Origin of the sequence: Thiohalocapsa sp. (genome assembly GCF_019695415.1) — a bacterium.
GTDB lineage: Bacteria > Pseudomonadota > Gammaproteobacteria > Chromatiales > Chromatiaceae > Thiohalocapsa.
Genome location: NZ_JAIFKJ010000524.1, coordinates 1 through 1,447, shown reverse-complemented (window position 1 = coordinate 1,447; position 1,447 = coordinate 1). Strand labels below are relative to the sequence as shown.

Below are 1,447 nucleotides of genomic sequence, written 5' to 3'. Positions count from 1 at the left end.
CTTCTTTGTTTGTTTTGTTTTTTTTTTTTTTCCAGCAAAAGACGGCATACGAGTTCTGGTCCGGTCTGGTGGGCCCGGAGATGTGTAAAAGGGACGGGGCCGCGGCCGGGCAGGGCCTCGGCGCTGTCGACCCGCTGCATGGGCGCCCCTGCGGCATCCGCCAGCAGGATGGCGTCGAGCCGGCCCACAGGCGGCTTGCCGCGCAGGCGGGCGAGCCGATGTGCGAGCCAGTTTGCGAGCCCGTTTGGGAGCCAGTTCGCCATCAGGCTCTGGTCAGGCACAATGGCACATAGAGCTCATCGTCGCTCAAGCCCCCATGCACGCCGATCTGCTGGAGCTCGCCTTCGGTGGGCAGTTGCTCGCGAATCAGATTGGCGCCGCGGGCGATGAGGGTGTAGTCGCCGATGCGCTGAGCCAGCCTGGGGTGCGGCGTGCCGTTGCCGAAGAGGCCGGCCTCAAGCAGCTCGCGGCTGGGGTAGAGGTCGAACCGCTCGCCGAGCACGTCCCGGCAGTAGTGCGTAAAGGTGTCGACCCGGTCCGGGCGCACATAGCAGAAGGCGGCTCGGGGCTCACCGCAAAGCGGCAGGGCCAGGCAGTCGGCGAGCACGGGATGGTCCTCCAAGCGCACCCAATCGCGGGGGTGGGCGTCGAGATGGCCGTGGTCTGCGGTCACCAGTACGGCGGTATCGGTGCCGGCGATGGCGCGTAGGAAGGCAGCGTATTGGGCGTCGATCTCGCGAAAGTGGTCTTGGGCTTGGGCGCTCTCCATGCCGTGCGTGTGGCCGATGCCGTCGAGACCCGGCCAGTAGAGATAGAAGAAGCTCGGCTCGCGGGCCCGGCGGATGGCTCGGGCGGCGCGGCGGAACATCTGCTTCAGGCCCTTGTAGGCGATAAGTCGGGCCGGGCCGAGGTGAGCCAGATTGAAGTCGGAGCGGGCGATCCAGCGCGGCGAGACCATCACCGAGGGCGTGGTCATGCGCTCGAAGAGTGGGCGGTGGCCCAGCAGCGCGGCTAGATCGACACCGGCCGCGCCGTAGCCGACGCCGCCGTAGCGCGGGGTGCCGGGCAGCACGGACATGATGCAGCCAAGCTCCCGGAACCAGGTGAACCAGCCGGTGAGCCCATGCTGCTGCGGCGCGTCGCCGGTGAGGAAGGTGGTGATGGCGGAGGCCGTGGTGGGCGGGAACACCGAGGTCAGCTCGCCTGAGCAGTCTGCCGCCAGGTGCGAGCCCGCGCCCCGGCGCGCGAGCCAGCGGCTGCCGAGACCGTCCAGCACGATGAGCACCAGATGGCGGGCGTCGCTGAGGGCCGTCGCTGGGAGCGTGCGCAGCTCCGGCACCTCGGCGCGGCCGCCGCGGGCATTGATGAGCGTCGCCATCAGATTGACGATGCCCGCACCCTGGTAGTCGGGTCTGTTTTCGATGTCCGTCATGGGCGGCGAGGATAG

2 protein-coding genes are annotated in these 1,447 nt (G+C 68.3%); both read right to left on the bottom strand.

From position 1 onward, the window contains the following. Positions 1-263, bottom strand: a 263-nt coding sequence (locus tag I6U14_RS14575) for a hypothetical protein (protein WP_296900241.1), incomplete at its 3' end; no start/stop codon positions are given. Next, on the bottom strand, positions 263-1,447 hold a 1,185-nt coding region (locus I6U14_RS14570), incomplete at its 5' end, for an alkaline phosphatase family protein (RefSeq protein WP_367115674.1). The genes I6U14_RS14570 and I6U14_RS14575, both read right to left, overlap by 1 nt.